This window comes from Bacillus cereus group sp. N11 (assembly GCF_016483605.1).
Taxonomy (GTDB): Bacteria; Bacillota; Bacilli; order Bacillales; family Bacillaceae_G; genus Bacillus_A; species Bacillus_A toyonensis.
Genome location: NZ_JAEHBN010000002.1, coordinates 1 through 15,734, shown reverse-complemented (window position 1 = coordinate 15,734; position 15,734 = coordinate 1). Strand labels below are relative to the sequence as shown.

Genomic DNA, 15,734 nt, shown 5'->3' with positions numbered 1-15,734 from the left:
GCCCTCCTATTTCCCTGATAAAATTTCTTGCTCCATCATATTTATAATACTGAATATTTCGTCTTTTTTAGTTTTTAAAGCTGCCTTATTTACAATCATTCGAGCGGATATAGAATACATTTCCTCAAATACAATGAGCCCATTCTCTTGTAGTGTTTTTCCTGTTTCAACAATATCAACAATCGCATCTACTAATCCAAGAAGCGGAGCAATTTCTACAGAACCTTCTATTTTTATGATTTCTACATCTTCTCCCTTTTCGTGAAAATAATTGGAAGTGATGTGTGGATATTTCGTAGCAATTCGTTTCTTTCGGTAACTCTTCGGATTATACGTAGGAATAGAAGCGACACAAAATTTACACATACCCACTCCTAAATCCAACATTTCATATATATCTTTCTCGTTTTCCATTAAAATATCTTTTCCAACGATCCCAATATCAGCTACTCCATGTTCTACATAAGTAGCAACATCAACCGCTTTTACTAAAATAAATGAAATGTTTGTATTTTTACTTTGAAAGACAAGCTTTCTCCCTTTATCTTTAAGCTCTGAACAATCAATTCCAATTTTCTCAAACAGCGGAATAACATGTTTCTCTAATCTTCCTTTCGTTAACGCAATTTGAATGTTACGCATGAAGTCTCCCCTTCTTTCTGAACGACCCATTTCTCTTTCCATACATATTCCACCAATGATTCATTCCTTGCCTCAACGACCGTTACTATTTTATTGTTTCTTGCAAATTGAAATGTGTCGTTTAAATTAGAGAATAAAGATAACTGGGCATTCTTCCCGTCCTTTCGAAGTAAGTTTCTTAACCTTTCAGCTTCCGCTAATCTATTTAATTCATAATGTATCATCATATCTATTGGCTCTCGTTCATAAGATTCTTGTTGCTCTTGAAGTGCCTTGACTATTTGATTTACTTGCACCGCGAGGCCAACCGCTGACACCATCTCTCCAAAATTCCCAATTAACTCATCGTATCTTCCACCACTAACAATCTCTTCTCCAATTTCATATATATACCCTTTGAAAATAATACCCGTATAATAGTCCAAATGTTGAATCATGCCTAAATCAATGGATATGTAAGGCCCATAGCCTAGCCTTTCAACCGCTTCATATATTTCTTTCACTCTTGCAATGGCCATTTTCATTTCATTACTTGAGGCGAGTTTTTCTGCTTCCTCAATAACCTCTAAATTCCCAAATAACCTTGGTAATTTCTCAAGTAATTTTACTGTTTCATCGCACCGATCTAATTTCTTTTCTCCGATAAAATTTGAGAGAGCAGCATAATTTTTGCTTTCTATATACGTTCTAAGTACTCTCTCTTCTTCATCATGAATAGAGAGCTTTTTTACAATACATTTATATAACTCTACCTGCCCAATTTCGATTGTAAAAGATTGTACCTTCAACCTTTGTAGTGCTTGCATTACACTTATCACACATTCAATTTCAGCTCTTACATTATCAATCCCGATAATTTCAATACCACTTTGTACAATTTCATTATATTTTCCAGACAGAGACTCATTCGCCCGAAATACATTTCCACTATATGTCACCTTAAGAGGCGTATCCCACCTTTGCGTTCCAATTACTCTCGCTAAAGGAATCGTCATATCTGGACGTAACACGATAATCCGTCCCTTTTCATCAAAAAATTTATACATCTTCTCTTCATCTATCGGCCGATTTTGAAAAGCAAACACATCATAAAATTCAATTGTAGGTGTCCTTATTTCCTCATAGCCTCTCTCTAAAAATGTACGTCTTAATTTTTGTTCCACTTCTTCAATTAACGTACATTCTTCAAATAAGTAATCTCTCGTTCCATTCGGATTTGCCCGCTTCCACTTTGTCATCTGAATTCACACGCCCTTCCCTTTCTAATGTATGCCCATTCCATTCACCCAAACCGAAAATAAAAAGAGCCTTGTAGACAAAATACCTACAAGGCTCTTTAGTAGAGTGTAGGTACAACGGGAATAACCCTTGTGCCTACACGTTTTCACGTTAGGTTCAAGGGTTTCATGTATGATGATGTAGTTGTGTAAGCATTTTAATAGATTGTACGATATTCATAATACTTACTCCCTTTCTCCTCTGATTTTTCCATAGTATATAACAGTTAATTCTGAATGTAAATACATTTTTAACATTCCGTTATTTCTTAATATAAAGCTACTTTTCTTTCATACTCTTCAATTTCTTGTTCATATTGCATCGTAATGGCAATTTCATCTAGACCATTTAATAATTTTTCTTTCCACATTTTCTCGATTGTAAAATGAAACCTGTGCATATTTGTAGTAATGACTTCATTCTCTAAATCGACTTCCATTTGATCTCTCGCATTTGTTTTAGCAAGTTGTTCACGCATCTCTTTATCCATTACAATCGGTAACATACCATTTTTCATACAATTCATATAAAAAATATCTGCAAATCCCCCTGCGATAATAACGCGGAAACCATAATCAGCAAGGGCCCACGGAGCATGCTCTCTTGAAGAACCGCATCCAAAATTATCACCTGTAATTAATATACTTGCTCCCTTTCGTTCTTGTGCATTAAGGGGAAAATTAGGATTTTCATGGCGCTCATTATCGTAACGCCACTCATCAAATAAATACTTTCCAAATCCTGTCCTTTCAATTCTCTTTAAGTATTGTTTCGGAATAATTTGATCTGTATCAATGTTATCATTCATAAGTACTGCGGCAGTACCTTTATGAATACGAAATGGCTCCATCGTAACTCTCCTTTCTAATATCAACAAAATGCCCATATAATGCAGCAGCTGCTGCCATAGCTGGACTTACTAAATGTGTTCTTGCCCCTTTCCCTTGCCTTCCTTCAAAATTACGATTTGAAGTAGACGCACAATGTTCTCCTTCAGGTACTTGATCTGGATTCATCCCAAGGCACATTGAGCAGCCAGGCTCTCTCCATTCAAACCCCGCTTCTTCAAATATGTGATGTAAGCCTTTTTGCATTGCCCGCTCTCTCACACTTTTTGATCCTGGTACAACGAGTGCCCGCACACCTTCTTTTACCTTTTTCCCTTTTACAACGGATGCAGCAATTTCTAAGTCAGATAAACGTGAATTTGTACAAGAACCAATAAAGACATGCTTAACAGGAATTTCAAACGTATTTTGTCCAGGGCTCAATCCCATATATGAAAATGCTCTTTCATCATTTTCGTTATGCTTTTCTGGTAATTTTTCATCAATAGGAACACCCATACTAGGATTTGTTCCCCAAGTTACGTATGGAGCTAGATTCGTAACATCTATTGAAATATGTAAATCATAAATCGCATCTGAATCTGTATAAAGCTCCGAACATTTTTCCGTGAAAGATTCATAGTCTTTTGGTGCATATTTACGCCCTTTTACATAAGAAAATGTTTTTTCATCCGGTGCAATAATGCCTGCTTTCGCTCCTCCTTCAATTGCCATATTACAAAGTGTCATTCTCTCCTCCATTCCCATATCACGAATCGTCTCTCCGTAGAATTCCATTACATACCCAGTCCCAACCGCTACACCGTACTTTGAGAGAAGATGTAAAATAATATCCTTTGCATAAACGCCTTTCGGTAACTTTCCTGTTAATTCAATCCCCATCGCTTTCGGTTTTCGTTGCCACAACGTTTGAGTTGCTAATACATGTTCTACTTCACTCGTACCAATACCAAACGCTAGCGCACCGAAAGCACCGTGAGTTGCTGTATGGCTATCACCACAAACAATCGTTTTCCCTGGTTGTGTGAGTCCAAGTTCCGGCCCGATAACATGAACGATTCCTTGCTCTTCATCACCAATATCAGCTAATCGCACCTCAAATTGTTTACAATTTTCACGAAGTGTATCCAATTGCTGCTTCGCAATGCGATCGGTAATATTCCAAACATCTTTCGTTGGAATATTATGATCCATCGTTGCAAACGTTAATTCCGGTCTCCGAACAGTTCGATTTGCAAGCCGCAAGCCTTCAAAGGCTTGCGGTGAAGTTACTTCATGAACGAGATGAAGATCAATATATAATAAATCCAATCCATTTTCATTTGTTGTAACTACATGTCTTTCCCAAAGTTTATCTAGCAACCTTTTCCCCATTATCTTCCTCTCCCTACTAGTGCCTGCTCTTCCATCTCTTGAACAACCGCCTTCGTAAATGAAGTTGTCGTCTCATCTCCCCCAATATCAACTGTACATTTTCCAGATTGAAGAACTGCAGAAATTGCCTCTTCAATCGCATATCCTTCTCTCGTTAATCCAAATGATTGCCCAAGCATCATCGCAACCGAACGCATCATCGCAATTGGATTTACTTTATTTTTCCCTGCAATATCCGGTGCTGAACCGTGAATAGGCTCATATAAAGATGGCCCGTTTTCCGCATGACTCGCTGATGGAAGCATTCCTAATGACCCTGCTAATACAGAAGCCTCATCACTTAAAATATCACCAAACAAATTCTCTGTTACGATAACATCAAATCTCTTTGGGTTCCGAATTAACTCCATAGCAGCTGCATCTACTAAAATATGCTCTAACTCAACATGAGGATAACGAAGAGCGACTTCTTCCGTAACAGTTCTCCATAATTTACTAGATTCTAAAACATTCGCCTTATCAATAGACGTTACTTTTTTCGATCTCTTACTCGCTAATTGAAAAGCATAAGAAACGATACGTTCAATTTCATGACGATGATACGTAAGTGTATCCGTTGCGACTTCTTCCGTTCGCTCTTTCGGATAAGAAAAATAAATACCACCTGTTAATTCACGAACGACAACGAAGTCAATTTCATCAGCATTTTTTAATGGGGATAAATGCGAAGTTGAGCTTTCTACCGTTACAGGGCGAACATTCGCAAATACACCAAGTCCTTTTCTTAAAGCTAATAATCCTTTCTCCGGTCTTTCTTTCGCACCATCCCAACGAGGTCCACCAACTGCCCCAAGTAAAACCGCATCACTCGCTAAACAAGCGGCAAGTGTTCGCTGTGGTAATGGTTGCCCCGTTAAATCAATAGCAACACCACCAAAGTGCTCATCTTGCAAATGAAAATGATGCCCATATAGTCTCTCTACCATACGCAATACTTCCTTTGCACTTTCCATAATTTCCGGGCCGACACCATCACCAGCTAAACAAACGATACGTTTTTCCAATTTTAACACTCCTTTTAACTGAATTTTCAGAACTTTATTTTGATAGGTGAGGAAAGCTTTACTCACCTATCAAACCCTTATTTTACAAGCGCTATAAACGATTTCAATTTTCCAGCTGCATGAACATATGCTCTCGCCGATGCTTCCAATACGTCTTGCGCAACACCAAAACCTGATACTTGATGCGTTCCTTCTTTTAATTCAACATGAACATGAGCAAGTGCATCTTGACCTTGTGTAATAGATTGTATGCGATAATCTGCCAATTCACATTCTAATCCTAAAATTCTTTGAATCGCATTGTATATCGCTTCAATACTTCCAGAACCAGTCGCTGCATCTTCGTATATAGTTCCCGCCTCATCTTTCAATACAACTGTCGCACACTGTGTACTATTCGATACGAAGTGTACTTGCAATTGCGTAATGTTATATTGCTGCGCTGCAAAAGCTGCTTCGCCAAGCATAAGTGCACGTAGATCTTCTTCCGTAATTTCCTTTTTACGATCAGCTAATTTTTTAAACGCTTCAAACACCACATCGCGTTCTTCGTTTGTAAATTCATAGCCTAGTTCTTTCATTTTTTCTGTAAATGCGTGACGCCCAGAATGTTTGCCAAGTACAAATAGGTTTTGAGATTCTCCTATAAGTGCTGGTTCAATGATTTCATATGTTGTCACTTCTTTTAAAACACCATCTTGATGAATGCCTGATTCGTGAGCGAAAGCATTTGCTCCCACAATCGCTTTATTTTTCGGTACAACCATACCCGTTAACCTACTTACTAATGTACTTGTCGATTTAATCTCTTTTAGCGTCATCGAAGGCTCCGCCTTATAGAAATCTTTTCTAATATGAAGAGCAACTGCGACCTCCTCTAGTGCGGCATTCCCTGCTCTTTCTCCAATGCCATTAATCGTTCCTTCTACTTGCAGTGCTCCACCTTCAACCGCAGCTAACGAATTTGCCACCGCCATCCCAAGATCATCGTGGCAATGACAAGAGAAAATCGCTTTTTCATATGAAGGAACGGATTCTTGTAAGTATTTAAATAAGGAATAGTATTCTTCTGGGTTCGTATATCCAACTGTATCCGGAATATTAATTACATTCGCTCCTGCACGAATCGCAACTTCTACTGCTTCAGCTAAAAAATCTCTTGATGTTCTTGTCGCATCTTCTGCAGAAAATTGCACTGTCGGAAATAAAGATCTCCCAAGCGTAACCGAGCGATAAATACTATCTAACACATCTTCTTTTGACATACAAAGTTTATATTTCATATGAATATCACTCGTAGCTAAAAATACATGTAAACGAGGAGATACGGCACCTTTCACAGCTTCATATGCTCTTCGAATATCACTTTCTTTCGCTCTAGCTAAACTCATAACTGTAGCATTTTGAATGGTATTTGCGATGCGCTTTACCGATTGAAAATCGCCTTCGGAAGCTGCTGCAAAGCCAGCTTCCATGACATTAATACCTAGTCTCTCTAATTGCCTTGCAATTTGCAATTTCTCTTGTTCATTTAAATTCACTCCTGGTGATTGTTCGCCATCACGTAGCGTCGTATCCATGAACAAAACCTGCTTCATATTATTTAATCCCTACCTTTACACGCGGTTGTACGAAAGGCATCATTTCACGTAATTTACGTCCAACTACTTCAATTTCATGTTCATTTTCTTTCTCATTTGTCGCATGGAAATTTGGTCTTCCTGCTTTATGCTCTGCAATCCATCCTCTTGCAAAAGTACCATCTTGAATTTCAGCTAGTACTTCACCCATCGCTTTCTTCGTATCTTCCGTAACAACACGTGGTCCTGATACGAAGTCTCCCCACTGCGCTGTATCTGAAACAGAATATCTCATATTTTCAAGACCACCTTCGTACATAAGATCAACAATAAGTTTCAGTTCATGTAAACATTCAAAATATGCAAGTTCAGGTTGGTATCCTGCATCAACTAGCGTTTCAAACCCTGCTTTTACAAGTGCAGTCACTCCACCACAAAGTACTGCTTGCTCGCCAAATAAATCTGTTTCTGTTTCTTCTTTAAACGTCGTTTCTAATACTCCAGCTCTCGTCGCTCCAATTCCATCTGCATAAGAAAGTGCCTTTTCAGTAGCTACTCCTGTTGCATCTTGATATACTGCAAACAGTGCTGGAACCGCACCGCCCTCACTAAACGTACGGCGCACTAAATGTCCTGGACCTTTTGGTGCTACTAGAAATACATCTACATTAGCTGGTGGTTTCACTTGATCAAAGTGAACATTAAATCCGTGTGCAAAAACGAGAGAATTTCCTGCCTGTAAATTTGGTGCAATTTCCGCTTCATATACTTCTGGCTGCAGTTCATCAGGTAATAAAATCATTACTACATCCGCCTGCTTTGCTGCTTCTGCTACTGTATATACAGAAAATCCATCTTCTTTCGCTTTATCCCAAGACTTCCCTTTTCTTAAACCTACTACTACATCAAATCCGTTATCACGTAAGTTTTGCGCATGCGCATGACCTTGCGAGCCATATCCGATGATTGCTACTTTCTTTTCTTTTAATACATTTACCGTTACATCTTTCTCATAATAAACCTTTGCCATTTTCATTTCCCCCTATATTTAAATGATTATTGAATTAACATAACTTGCTTATCTTGTTTTTTCATACTACGCGTAAATGCTGTTACACCTGTTCTAGCAATTTCTTTCAAACCGTATGGACGAAGTAATTCAATTAACGCTTCTACCTTCTCCTGCGTACCTGTTACTTGCACAACTATGGAATCCTTCCCAACATCTATTACAGCGGCTCGAAATGGCTCAATTAAACTATATAATTCTGCTCTTGCTACAGACGTTGCGACTTTAATAAGTGCCAATTCTCTAGCAATCATTGCTTCTTCTGTAATATCTGATACTTTCAAAACATCAATTTGTTTATGAAGTTGTTTAATTAACTGCTCCACTTGCTGTTCATTTTCAACGTGTACAACAATCGTCATCCGCGATATGTCCGATGATTCCGTATGACCTACTGAAATACTTTCAATATTAAAATGTCTTCGTGTCATAACACCTGTAATTCGGTTTAACACACCACTTTGATTTCGAACTGTTGCTGTAACAATTCTCTTCACCTTTTTTCCACTCCCTCCATTTGGTGAACACCTTTCCCTGGCGCAACCATCGGCATTACCTTTTCTGATTGAAGTACACGGCAATCAATTACGACTGGCTCTTGTAATTCAATCGCATGCTGTATTTGCTTCTTTGCAAGAAGTGGATCATCTATGCGAATTCCTTTTATGCCATACGCATTCGCAAGAGCGACGAAATCTGGTTGGCACGATAGTAAAGAGTGCGAATATCTTTGATTATAAAATTCATCTTGCCATTGTCTTACCATTCCTAAAGCTTCATTATTTAAAATAAAAACTTTAACAGGCAAAGAATGTTCTTTTAAGACACTTAATTCTTGCAGAGTCATTTGAAACCCAGCGTCACCTACAATTGCAATAACTAGTTCTTCTGGCTTTGCAATTTGTGCACCAATTGCTGCTGGAAATCCGAATCCCATCGTTCCTAATCCTCCAGAAGTTACCCATTTATCTGGATTTTTCAACGAATAATATTGCGCTGCCCACATTTGATGTTGCCCAACGTCTGTTGTTACAATCGCTTCTCCTTTCGTAATTTCATATAGCATATCAATTGCGTATTGAGGTTTAATACTTTCAGAATTTCGTTTGTAAGAGAGTGGATATTTTTCTTTTCTACCCTTTAATAAAATGAGCCATTCATGATGATTTTCTTTCTTCCCTTCTGGTTGAAGTAATACTTTCAAAGCTCGCTTAGCACTTGCAACAATAGGAATTTCAGTCGGCACATTTTTTCCGATTTCTGCTGGATCAATATCGATATGTGCAACAGTCGCCTCTTTAGCAAAATAAGCTAAATTCCCAGTAAGACGATCATCAAATCTCGCACCAATATTAATCAGTAAGTCGCATTCATATAGCGCCATATTGGCTGTGTAAGAACCATGCATTCCTCCCATCCCTAGAAATAGTCCATCATCTGGCGGAAAACCACCAAGACCAAGTAACGTATGCACAACAGGAATTTCATATTTACGAGCAAAACTTGTTAATTCTTTCGAAGCTTTCGCATGCAATACACCTGCTCCAGCTAAAATTAACGGTTTTTTTGAAATCTCAATTGCTTGTAATAATTTGTTTATTTGGAGTAGATTCGGTTCATAATTAGGGTTGTACCCTGGTAAATCCATTTGCACGTCACTACATCGTTCTCCTTGTTCTACTACCATATCTTTCGGAAGATCAATTACGACTGGACCTGGTCTTCCTGTTCTAGCGATATGAAATGCTTCTTTAATAATTCGAGGTAAATCCGAGGCCTTTCGCACTTGATAATTATGTTTTGTCACTGGCATCGTAAGCCCCATAATATCCGCTTCTTGGAAAGCATCACTTCCAATTAACGTTGTTGCTACTTGCCCTGTAAATACAACAAGTGGCAATGAATCAATCATCGCATCAGCTAGACCAGTAATAACATTTGTAGCACCAGGCCCGCTTGTTGCAATTACAACCCCTGGATTTCCAGTAATTCTGGCATACCCTTCAGCTGCATGAATGGCCCCTTGCTCATGCCTTGTTAAAATATGCGGAATTTCACAGTCATAAAGCGCATCATAAAGAGGTAAAACGGCACCACCCGGATAACCGAAAATCACTTCTACGCCTTCCTTTTCTAGCGCTTCTAACAATAGCTGTGCACCAGTTGCCAGTTTCTCTTCCGTTTTTGAAGACATTGTTCTTATAAGCCCCCTTTAAAAAAAATTTATAAATAAAAAAAATCCTACGTCCACACTCCAGCTATGTGCTGAAGGGACGAAAGATTTCGCGGTACCACCCTTCTTCGCAAGAATACTCTTGCCTCAGTGACCCATAAATGAGTCTAGCTAATAACGGAGCTACCGTCTAAGCCTAACCAAATGCTTCAGCTTAGCACTCAAGGGCGATGTTCGTCGACGTGAACCATCGGTTTCCAGCAACCACCGACTCTCTGTGAGGCTTCACAATCAACTACTCCTCCCTATCAACGCTTTCTCATTTCATAAAGAGTTATTATCCAACTTTATTTTCTTCGTAAATTTTCTCTCCATCTTCTACAACTAATTTACGGAATTCTTCTAGTAAACGATTCGTATGTAGTCCCGTTTTTCCTAAACCAATCGTCCTACCATCTACTGTCGTAACAGCAATAACTTCAGCAGCTGTTCCTGTTAAAAATACTTCATCAGCTACATATACATCGTGCCTTGTAAATAACTCTTCTCTTACGTCATACCCAAGTTTTTCGCCGATTTCTAAAATGGCGTTTCGTGTAATACCTTCTAACGCTCCAGCAGAACTTGGTGGTGTAATTAATTTATTTCCTTTTACAATAAATACGTTATCTCCTGAACCTTCAGCTACGTATCCTTGGTCATTTAACATAAGTGCTTCTTGTACTCCAGCTAATTTCGCTTCAATACGAACTAAAATATTGTTTAAATAATTTAAAGATTTTACTTGAGGTGATAAAACATCTGGTCGATTTCGGCGCGTTGCAACTGTTACAACTGGAATCCCCTTTTCATAATATTCTTGTGGGAATAAAGATAGTTGTTCTGCAATTACTACTACATTCGGTGTCTTACAAGAATCAGGATCTAACCCAAGATTTCCTGCTCCTCTCGATACAACAAGGCGAATGTATCCATTAGATAATTTATTTTGTCGAATCGTCTCAACAACAATATTCGTTACTTCATCTAACGAATATGGAATTTCTAACATGATGGATTTCGCTGATTCATATAACCGGACAAGATGCTCTCTCAAACGGAAAACATTACCACTATAAACTCTAATGCCTTCAAACACTCCATCGCCATATAAATAGCCATGATCATATACTGAAACTTTTGCTTCGTCTTTTGGAACAAATTCTCCATTTAAGAAAATCCATTGTTCGTTCACTGGAAAGCGCCTCCTATGTTCTATGAATTTTTTATTGTTTCCTAGTTTACTCTCCTTTCTAAATAAATCAAGTTAATTTTTAGAAAATTTTTAATTTTTAATCGTACGTACATCTTTAATTATATTGATTTAACAACATTGTTAACGTTTACAAAAAGTCAAAAAATTTTTTCGCCAATTTCCACTAAAAAAAATATTTGTTTAAAAGAAGGATTTTCTCTAAGAGGTACGAATCTATTGTATTCAATAAACGGACGTCCGATTTTATAAATTCGGGAATATATAACGACTTTTGCTGAAAAAGGGGGAAAATAAAAAAATTAGTGCTGTGTAAAAATAACATTCATAATTTTCATTTCGAAATCATAATCCTATTTTTAAAAAACAATTTGTCAAAATGAAGGAGGAAATAAATATGGCGTGTGTACAAATTAAAGGAACGAGACAAGAGGTAGTTGAAATGCTACAACTATTTGATCTAATGGATACGAAAGGTTTTTGTAAATTCGATAATTATGTAGAGGTAGAACCGAATAACAAAGAACATAATAATTTTATCGCTTCAATCGATATTCAATCTAATCCTTCTTCCGCACAGGATACATTAAACGATCAATTCGTTAGTCAAATGCTTACTGGTGTTTATAACGACTAAACAAATATATACTTCCTACCATCTTTTCATAAATATATGCTATAGACTTGAGCATACTAGCAACTAGATGGTAGGAGGTGAAAATTATGGCTAGAATTGGCGTTGAAAACTCATTAACAGATGTTCAACAAGCTCTTCAGCAACAAGGACATGAAGTCGTTACACTTAACTCAGAAAATGATGCACAAGGCTGCGATTGTTGTGTTGTAACTGGGCAAGATTCTAATGTGATGGGGATTGCAGATACATCAATAAAAGGATCGGTAATTACAGCTCATGGTTTAACAACAGATGAAATTTGTCAGCAAGTTGAGAACCGTATTTAAAAGTCATTTCTCATTATGGTATAACACACAAAAGAAAGAGGACTCCTTTTAAAAAGGAGTCCTCTTTTTTATATTCACCTAACGGGAAAGTAACATATACTGGATGAAAGCCCTACCTCTCTCTCATCATTACGGTTCCAATGACCGCTCCTTGATTCACTAGTATACATATATGGCTTACAAATACAATTTATAGGGTTTGTTCACAAAAGTTGTTGATAAAATTACCCGATCTTTCGCAAACTTTTCGTATTGTATTCATAAGAGATATTTACTTTACACTAGCTGTAACCGAGACACGAATTAAAATTTTAACACCAATACAGTAACTTGTCAATATTTTTTACAAATTAAAAACAGACAGTAACGGTTTGTCTGTTTTAGAATGGAGCTTTTTCTTTTATTACATATACAACAAAGCCGCTTACTAACATAAATAAGCCAACTACTAAGTTTTTAATATTAATCATACATTCCTCTCCCTTATTCCACACATCTTATTATATATTTACATTTCAATTATTCCGATCATCCTAAAGCGCACTTTTTCTAATATATCACAATTCCTAAAAATTGCAAGTTCACTTTTGACGACCATTCACAAATTTATCTACAGTACTTGGTACAGTGTTTAAAGCTTTTTCAATTAAATGTGTACTACTGTTAAGATGCAATACTTGTACTCCGTTAGAACCAACTACTAAAAAAGCAACGGGACTAATGGAAACCCCAGCCCCACTTCCGCCTCCAAATGGATGCCCTGGCTTATTCTCTTTATGCTGACCTTGTCCACCATTATGTTTTTCAGTAATGAAATCCCCTTTAAAGTCACTTCCACCAGCTCCAAAACCAAACGCCACTTGAGATACTGTTAATACTACATTTCCGTCAGCTGTCGAAACCGGACTTCCAACAATCGTATTTACATCTACCATCTCTTTTAAATTTGTCATCGCTGTTTTCATTAAATTTTCAATTGGATGTTCCATTATGTACTGCACCCTTTCCTCATTATTCCTTTTTATACTTTCCAAAATAGAGGAAGTCATACTAACTTTTCCTATTTCAAAAAAACAATTTTCTTCTACATGGATATTACTCCCTGCCTATCCTCGGATAAAAAAGAAAAAGAGATACATACTACTATTGAACCTTGTTATGAAAGGAGTCATGACTTTGACTGAGAAATTTGATGATTACAAAAAAAGAGATAGAATAGATAGTGATTATAGTGACTATAAAGAAGAATATGCAGCTGAAGTTGCACCACAGCGCATTGATTATGATTACGATAAGAAAGAAGATAAAGATGATGTAAGATCGTCTGCCGCTGGATCAACTGCCGGTTTTATCGCTCTTGCCTTATCTATATTATCACTCTTCACCTTCCCAACACTATTTGGTCTTGTTTCTGTGTTACTAGGAATTTACGCTTATAATCGCGGAGCTACTGTAACTGGTGGTATCGCTGCCATTGTTGGTGGAATTGCTGCACTCATCGCGATTTTATTCCGTGTAGCACTTATCGGTTTATTGTTCTCCCTTTTTTAAAAAGAAAAAGGTATCTCGCTTTATGCGAGATACCTTATCCTGTAAATACATCTTCTGATGGATATTTTATTTTTTGTTTTGCTGGGCGTGCTAAAGAAAACACAAGTGTTAGCGGTCCAATTAATCCACAAAACATAACAAACATAATAATACATTTTCCAAATGCTGATAGCTTCGCAGTAATCCCCATCGTTAATCCAACTGTGCCAAATGCTGAAATTGTCTCAAATAGTAGCTGAATAAAGCTAAAGTCTTCTGTAAGCATTAATACAAATACTGCTGTAAAAATAAGTATTTGACTGGCAACGACAATTGCTAACGCTCTCGTTACTGTCGACATTTTAATTGTACGCTGAAATAAAACAATTTCCTCCTTCTTTCTAAAGAAAGAAAGGACAGATGTAATTAAAATAACAAACGTCGTTAATTTAATACCTCCACCCGTCGATACACTTCCTGCACCGATAAACATTAAAACCATCGTAAATAATATAGATGATTCTTCCATCCCTCCATAGTCAACTGTATTAAAACCAGCTGTACGAGGTGTAATACCTTGAAAGAAAGACGCCCATAACTTTTCATTTAAAGATAAATTCCCTAACGTCTTCACATTATTATATTCCAATACAAAAATCACAATCATTGCTATAACATTTAGCGCTACTGTTCCAATAATCATTATTTTTGAGTGAAGTGATAATTTTCGAAAACTACGACTATACCATATATCAATTAATACGGTAAAACCGAGTCCTCCTATTACAATTAAGGAACAAATTCCAATATTAATAATAGGGTCTCCTACATACCTTGTTAAATTATCTGGCCAAAGAGCAAACCCCGCATTATTATAGGAAGCAATTACATGGAAAATACTATAGTATAAACCTTTCCCAAAACCAAAATCTGGAATAAAGCGAAACGATAAAAAGATGACTCCAATGAATTCAATACAAATAGAAAAAATAAAGACACGTTTTACTAATTTTACAAGACCACCTATATTTGTTTGATTAAATGCTTCTCCAATTAATAATCGATGGCGTAAGCCAATTTTTTTACCTAGTACCCAAACAATTAAAATGGCAATTGTCATAAGACCTAAACCACCTGTTTGAATTAGAAACATAATAACAATTTCACCAAACATCGTAAACGTACTTGCAGTATCTACTACTCCTAAACCCGTTACAGTCGCTGCCGACGTTGCTGTAAAAAAAGCATCTACCCAACTAATATGTACTTTCGTTGCGAATGGTAACTTTAATAACAAACCTCCGGCCACAATTAAGCAGAAAAAACCTAATGCTAATATTTGTGGTGGGTTTAATTGTATAAAACGATTATACAAACTTTGTCTTTTTGTTACTTTCATATCACTAACTCCCTTTATTAAGTGAAGCTTCTATCCTCACATAAATACAGGTTTTTAAGAACCTACAAGTAGCGGGATAAACCTTATATTCTCATAACATAGTTGAGCATAATCCTTTTTTTCATAGATTTCAACTTTTATTTATATTCGAACTTTACTTCATTTTATGACAGAAAAACTTTCTATTATCTTTCTCTTAACTCTACAACTCTTGCAACAATAATTTTATATGTACTATTTTTCAAATCCCCATACCTTTCACTCTATGTTCACATGGGGGTCACATCTATCTTTTATAGTATATGTATCGAAGCTGTTCCTCCCTAATTTAAGACATTCCCCAGTGTCTTTGAATAGCTTCCATCCCTAATTAAATTGACATAAATTGTCCCCTTCCTTTGACCATCTTTTATACGATGGTCTTATTTTTTTGTCTTTCTATCCTTTTTTAAACTCCCTCTCTCTTTCACTCTATGTTCACACGAGGGTCACATCTATCTTTTATAGTATATGTATCGAAGCTGTTCCTCCCTAATTTAAGACATTCCCCAGTGTCTTTGAA

Annotated in this window: 16 protein-coding genes, 1 pseudogene and 1 other annotated feature; of the genes and pseudogenes, 3 read left to right on the top strand and 14 right to left on the bottom strand. The window is 36.9% G+C overall.

The window, feature by feature from the left end; translation table 11 throughout:
- Positions 1 to 6: 6 nt before the first annotated feature.
- The 11 genes and pseudogenes from hisG to JDS98_RS30540 form a co-directional block, all read right to left on the bottom strand.
- On the bottom strand, positions 7 to 642 hold the full coding sequence (hisG, locus tag JDS98_RS03860) for an ATP phosphoribosyltransferase (protein WP_001244463.1): 636 nt from the start codon (positions 640 to 642) through the stop codon (positions 7 to 9).
- Positions 618 to 1,880 (bottom strand): ATP phosphoribosyltransferase regulatory subunit, encoded by a 1,263-nt coding sequence (locus tag JDS98_RS03855; protein WP_000170307.1) that lies wholly within the window; start codon positions 1,878 to 1,880, stop codon positions 618 to 620. The genes hisG and JDS98_RS03855 overlap by 25 nt, the downstream gene beginning before the upstream one ends.
- Positions 1,881 to 2,188: 308 nt before the next feature.
- Positions 2,189 to 2,770, bottom strand: a complete 582-nt coding sequence (leuD, locus tag JDS98_RS03850; protein ID WP_098710935.1) for a 3-isopropylmalate dehydratase small subunit — start codon at positions 2,768 to 2,770, stop codon at positions 2,189 to 2,191.
- Complete coding sequence (gene leuC, locus JDS98_RS03845; protein ID WP_000520120.1) at positions 2,748 to 4,142, bottom strand: 3-isopropylmalate dehydratase large subunit; 1,395 nt, start codon at positions 4,140 to 4,142, stop codon at positions 2,748 to 2,750. The genes leuD and leuC overlap by 23 nt, the downstream gene beginning before the upstream one ends.
- Complete coding sequence (gene leuB, locus JDS98_RS03840) at positions 4,142 to 5,206, bottom strand: 3-isopropylmalate dehydrogenase (RefSeq protein ID WP_087970652.1); 1,065 nt, start codon at positions 5,204 to 5,206, stop codon at positions 4,142 to 4,144. Before leuB ends, leuC begins: the two co-directional genes overlap by 1 nt.
- A gap of 77 nt (positions 5,207 to 5,283) precedes the next feature.
- A complete protein-coding gene (gene leuA, locus JDS98_RS03835; RefSeq protein WP_199633579.1) occupies positions 5,284 to 6,804 on the bottom strand; it encodes a 2-isopropylmalate synthase in 1,521 nt (506 codons plus the stop codon).
- A gap of 1 nt (position 6,805) precedes the next feature.
- Positions 6,806 to 7,816, bottom strand: a complete 1,011-nt coding sequence (gene ilvC / locus JDS98_RS03830) for a ketol-acid reductoisomerase (protein WP_199633578.1) — start codon at positions 7,814 to 7,816, stop codon at positions 6,806 to 6,808.
- Between the two features lie 26 nt (positions 7,817 to 7,842).
- Complete coding sequence (gene ilvN, locus JDS98_RS03825; RefSeq protein WP_000822948.1) at positions 7,843 to 8,352, bottom strand: acetolactate synthase small subunit; 510 nt, start codon at positions 8,350 to 8,352, stop codon at positions 7,843 to 7,845.
- Positions 8,349 to 10,049 (bottom strand): acetolactate synthase large subunit, encoded by a 1,701-nt coding sequence (gene ilvB / locus JDS98_RS03820; RefSeq protein ID WP_199633577.1) that lies wholly within the window; start codon positions 10,047 to 10,049, stop codon positions 8,349 to 8,351. The genes ilvN and ilvB overlap by 4 nt, the downstream gene beginning before the upstream one ends.
- Before the next feature lie 72 nt (positions 10,050 to 10,121).
- Positions 10,122 to 10,349, bottom strand: a binding site (T-box leader).
- 16 nt (positions 10,350 to 10,365) lie between these two features.
- On the bottom strand, positions 10,366 to 11,262 hold the full coding sequence (gene ilvE / locus JDS98_RS03815) for a branched-chain-amino-acid transaminase (protein WP_001005499.1): 897 nt from the start codon (positions 11,260 to 11,262) through the stop codon (positions 10,366 to 10,368).
- Between the two features lie 158 nt (positions 11,263 to 11,420).
- A pseudogene (locus tag JDS98_RS30540) lies at positions 11,421 to 11,618 on the bottom strand (hypothetical protein).
- A 59-nt stretch (positions 11,619 to 11,677) separates the two neighbouring features.
- Here JDS98_RS30540 and JDS98_RS03805 point away from each other — a divergent pair.
- The gene (locus JDS98_RS03805; RefSeq protein ID WP_000752506.1) at positions 11,678 to 11,917 is read left to right on the top strand and encodes a DUF3911 family protein; all 240 of its coding nucleotides are present in this window, start codon (positions 11,678 to 11,680) and stop codon (positions 11,915 to 11,917) included.
- Between the two features lie 86 nt (positions 11,918 to 12,003).
- Positions 12,004 to 12,243 carry a YkuS family protein gene (locus JDS98_RS03800; RefSeq protein WP_000101014.1) on the top strand — a complete coding sequence of 80 codons (240 nt, stop codon included), beginning with the start codon at positions 12,004 to 12,006 and terminating at the stop codon, positions 12,241 to 12,243.
- 380 nt (positions 12,244 to 12,623) lie between these two features.
- Here the strand turns inward: JDS98_RS03800 and JDS98_RS03795 are convergent, their stop codons facing one another.
- Both JDS98_RS03795 and ytfJ read right to left on the bottom strand, forming a co-directional pair.
- Entirely contained in the window at positions 12,624 to 12,713 is a 90-nt protein-coding gene (locus JDS98_RS03795; protein WP_000608227.1) for a hypothetical protein, read from the bottom strand.
- A 111-nt stretch (positions 12,714 to 12,824) separates the two neighbouring features.
- Positions 12,825 to 13,292: a GerW family sporulation protein gene (gene ytfJ, locus JDS98_RS03790; RefSeq protein ID WP_002038268.1), complete on the bottom strand. Its 468-nt coding sequence runs from the start codon at positions 13,290 to 13,292 to the stop codon at positions 12,825 to 12,827.
- A 109-nt stretch (positions 13,293 to 13,401) separates the two neighbouring features.
- Here ytfJ and JDS98_RS03785 point away from each other — a divergent pair, with 109 nt between their 5' ends.
- The gene (locus JDS98_RS03785) at positions 13,402 to 13,794 is read left to right on the top strand and encodes a hypothetical protein (protein WP_002038267.1); all 393 of its coding nucleotides are present in this window, start codon (positions 13,402 to 13,404) and stop codon (positions 13,792 to 13,794) included.
- A 34-nt stretch (positions 13,795 to 13,828) separates the two neighbouring features.
- On the opposite strand, the gene JDS98_RS03780 is transcribed toward JDS98_RS03785, so the two are convergent.
- Positions 13,829 to 15,172 carry a TrkH family potassium uptake protein gene (locus JDS98_RS03780; protein WP_098710936.1) on the bottom strand — a complete coding sequence of 448 codons (1,344 nt, stop codon included), beginning with the start codon at positions 15,170 to 15,172 and terminating at the stop codon, positions 13,829 to 13,831.
- Positions 15,173 to 15,734 lie beyond the last annotated feature (562 nt).